The organism is Rhizobium sp. SEMIA 4085 (assembly GCF_013004495.1).
Taxonomy (GTDB): Bacteria; Pseudomonadota; Alphaproteobacteria; order Rhizobiales; family Rhizobiaceae; genus Rhizobium; species Rhizobium gallicum.
Genome location: NZ_JABEPH010000466.1, coordinates 1 through 3,904, shown reverse-complemented (window position 1 = coordinate 3,904; position 3,904 = coordinate 1). Strand labels below are relative to the sequence as shown.

The following is a 3,904-nucleotide window of genomic DNA, read 5'->3' as shown; positions in this document are numbered from 1 at the left end:
CCCCCCGGGCGCGGCGCCTGCCGCCCGAGCCACCTCCCCCGGCGATGACGCCCGCTGCCCTGGTGGAAGAGGGAGGGGAACCAACCAGAAGCTAACTCCGGGTTCCCCCCCCGGGAAGCCCCGCCTTGGCAACCGGCCCCCTGACCGTTGAGGCCCAACTTTCCGGGGTTGGTCCAGCGTGGCGGGCGTCTTTATCGGGCGTTGGGTGGGGGGCTCCGGCCCCGCCGGTAGGCGGGCGCCCAAGCGGAGGGCGATCGTAATCGGGTTCCCCAAACGCTAGGAATGTGCGGGTTTCCGCTCCCCCAGATTCTCTTTCCCTATCCGGAACCACGCCACGTAGAGCGCCGGAAGGAAAAGAAGAGTGAGTGCGGTACCGACGACAATACCCCCCATCATGGCGTAGGCCATGGGACCCCAGAAGACTTCCCGGGAGATTGGAATGAGCGCCAGGGTCGCGGCCGCCGCCGTCAGCATGATCGGACGCATCCGGTGCTCCGTCGCCTCGACGACGGCGCGCCATGGGGGCACGCCTTCGCTCCGAAGCTGTTCGATCTGCACGACCAGGATGCCAGAGTTCCGGATCAGGATCCCTATCAGCGCAAGCACGCCAAGAATTGCGACGAATCCCATGGGCGCGTTACTGAAGAGCAGTGCTATAACCACTCCGATGAGTGCCGTTGGAGCCACTGCGAACACCAGGAACAACCTGCTGAAGCTTTGCAACTGGATCATGAGGATCGTCGCCATGGCAAACAACATCAGCGGCGCGACCGCAGCGATCGGTCCTTGCGCCTTCGCGCTTTCCTCGACGGAACCGCCGTTGGCGATGCTGTAGCCGGCTGGAAGACCCTTGACGAACGCATCGACTTTGGGCTGCAGTTCGGTGACGATAGTCGCCGGCTGTGTCGGCCCGACGACGGCAGCCTTGATGGTGATTGTCGGCGTGCGCGTGCGACGCCAGATCGTCGGCTGCTCCAGCTCGTAGCGGAAATTGGCAACTGCCGAGAGCGGTACCGATTTGCCGTTTGAGCCAGGCAGCTGAAGGTTCTGCAGCGTCTCGATGGAGCCGCGCTCCGAGGTTTGGGCCCTGCCGATCACATCTATGAGATAGATGTTGTCCCTGATCTGCGTGGCCGACGATCCCTCCACGATCCCGTTAAGGGTTGTTGCAATGTCTTGCGACGAGACGCCCAGTTGCCGCGCCTTGTCCTGCAGAACATCGACCTTCACGACACGCGACGGTTCATTCCAGTCAAAGGTCATGTTGGAGAGCAGCGGATGCTGGCCGACGATGCCCGCAAATTGCTGGGCGATATCGCGAACCTTCTGGATATCCGGCCCGCTGATGCGATATTGCACAGGCTTGCCGACCGGAGGCCCGATGTCCAGGAGCTTTACGAACGCATCGGTCCCGGGGAAGGTTTTCGTTAGATAGTCCTGCAGTTCGCTCTTGACCTTGTCGCGAACATCAAGCCCCTTGGTCACGATGATGGTCTGCCCGAACGACACGTCGGGTGTCTGAACATCGAAGGACAGGATGAAGCGGGGAGCACCTTGTCCGACATAACTCGTCCAGTGCTCTATATCTTTATTGTTCGCGAGCATCTCCTGCTCGAACTTGGCCATCTGCCTGTTCGTCTCGAAGATCGAAGTGTTGTGCGGCAGATTCCAATCGACGATCAGTTCGGGTCTGTCAGAGGAAGGGAAGAACTGCTGTTGCACAAGGCTCATTCCGCCGATGGAGAGCGCGAAGGCAACGACTGTCGCGCCGATGGTGATCCAGCGCCACCGCATGGAAAGGTTCAAAAGCCACGAAAAAGCTCTCGCCAGCCGGCCTTTCTGTTCATGATGCGACTTCATCGTGTTGGGAAGGATGCTCACGCCCAAAAGTGGCGTGAACAACACTGCGACGATCCATGAGACCAGGAGTGAGACAGCTATCACCACGAAAAGAGTGAAGGTGAATTCGCCCGCGGCACTGTTATTCAGGCCAATGGGAATGAAGCCGGCGACCGTTACGAGGGTGCCCGTGAGCATCGGGAAGGCCGTAGACGTGTAGACATGGGTTGCTGCTTTTTTCAGATCGTCACCTGCCTCGAGCCGGGCGACCATCATCTCGACGGCAATCATCGCATCGTCGACGAGAAGGCCAAGCGCAATGATCAGCGCGCCGAGCGAAATACGCTGCAGCGAAATGCCCGAATAGGCCATGACGAGGAACGTGATCGCCAACACAAGAGGGATCGAGATTGCGACAACCAGGCCCGCGCGAACGCCTAGGCTGATGAAACTGATCGCAAGGACGATGACGACTGCTTCGAACAGAGCGCGCGTGAAGCCCGAGACCGCTTCGTCGACGACGTGAGGCTGATCGGAAACGCGCTGGACATCCACGCCGATCGGCAGATCGGTCACGATGCGATCCATCTGCTGGTCGAGCGCCTTGCCGAATTCCAGCAGATTTGCCCCGGCTTTCATGCCGATGGCGAGACCGATCGCGGGCTGACCGTTGTATCTGAACAGTGACGACGGAGGATCGACATAGCCGCGTTTGATCGTGGCAACATCGGTCAGCGGAAAGAACCGGTCATTGACACGCAGATTGATCGACTTGAGGCTTTCCTCCGATGTAAACTGACCACCGACGCGCAAGGCGATGCGCTCGGGGCCAGCGTCAACGAAACCCGACTGAGTGACGGCGTTCTGCGCCTGCAGTGTCTCGATAACCGATTGCTGGTCGATACCAAGGGCCGCAATCTTTCGAGTCGAAAATTCAAGGTAGATCGCTTCGTCTTGCGCACCGATAATGTCCACCTTGCCGACATTGGGAACGGTCAAGACTTTTGCGCGGGCGTCCTCGACAAGGTCGCGAAGCTGGCGCTGCGTGAGCCCGTCGCTGGTGAAGGCGTAGATATTGCCGAAAACGTCGCCGAAGCGGTCGTTGAAAAACGGCCCCACGACGCCGCTCGGAAAATCTCCCTTGATGTCGTCGATCATGTTGCGGACGCGCATCCAGGTTGGATTGACATCCCGGGCCTTGGTGGTCGGCAATAGCTCCACGAAAATCGTTGTCCGTCCGGCGACCGTCTCGCTGCGGGTGTAGTCAAGCGACTCAAGCTCTTCGAGCTTCTTCTCGATACGGTCGGTGACCTGCTTGGTCACTTCCTCGGCGGATGCACCGGGCCATTGCGCCTGGATGATCATGGTCTTGATGGTGAAGTCCGGGTCTTCTTCGCGGCCGAGACCGATGTAGGAAAACGCGCCGGCAAGGATGAAGACGATCATGAAATACCAGACGAGCGAACGGTGCTCGAGTGCCCAGTCGGAAAGATTGAATTTTTTCACGGGTTTTCCCCTTGATCCAGCCCGACAGCCTGGCCGTCAGTAAGCTTGTGAACACCGGCAACGACGACGCGTTCGCCCGGATTGACGCCTTCAGCGATGCGAATGTTGCCTCCTTCCGCAACGTCTCCGTCCATCTTGATCGCCCGAATGGAGACCTTGCCGGCCGTGGTATCGACGACCCAGACGTTCGGTTTCCCATCCTTCATCAGCACCGAGGACGATGGGAGCAGGATCAGTGGCTGGGCTGCAATGGTCGCAGTTGCCGTCACGACCGCGCCCAGGCGAAACGCCGCCGGCGGGTTGACGAGCGTTATCTTCGTGCGGCGTGTACGGGTCGTCGTCTCGGCTTCGGGTGCAATTTCTCTAACGACACCGCTCGCGCGAATGGTTGGATCTAGCTGGAGGGAAACCTCGAAGGGCGATCCCACCTTGAGGCCGTCGAAGCTCGCATCCGGTATATCAATGACCGCATCCCGCTGATCGGGACGGGCAATGGTGGCGATGCTCTGGCCTGCGGCAACAACCTGACCCACTTCCGCAGAGGTGGCCGTCACAACGC

The 3,904-nt window shown here is 59.9% G+C and carries 2 protein-coding genes; both read right to left on the bottom strand.

All coding sequences use genetic code 11. The annotated features are described in order from the left end of the window. Positions 1-276: 276 nt before the first annotated feature. A complete protein-coding gene (locus tag C9413_RS29205) occupies positions 277-3,345 on the bottom strand; it encodes an efflux RND transporter permease subunit (RefSeq protein WP_170251278.1) in 3,069 nt (1,022 codons plus the stop codon). Further along, a partial coding sequence (locus C9413_RS29200) for an efflux RND transporter periplasmic adaptor subunit (protein ID WP_170251277.1) occupies positions 3,342-3,904 on the bottom strand: 563 nt, incomplete at its 5' end. The genes C9413_RS29200 and C9413_RS29205, both read right to left, overlap by 4 nt.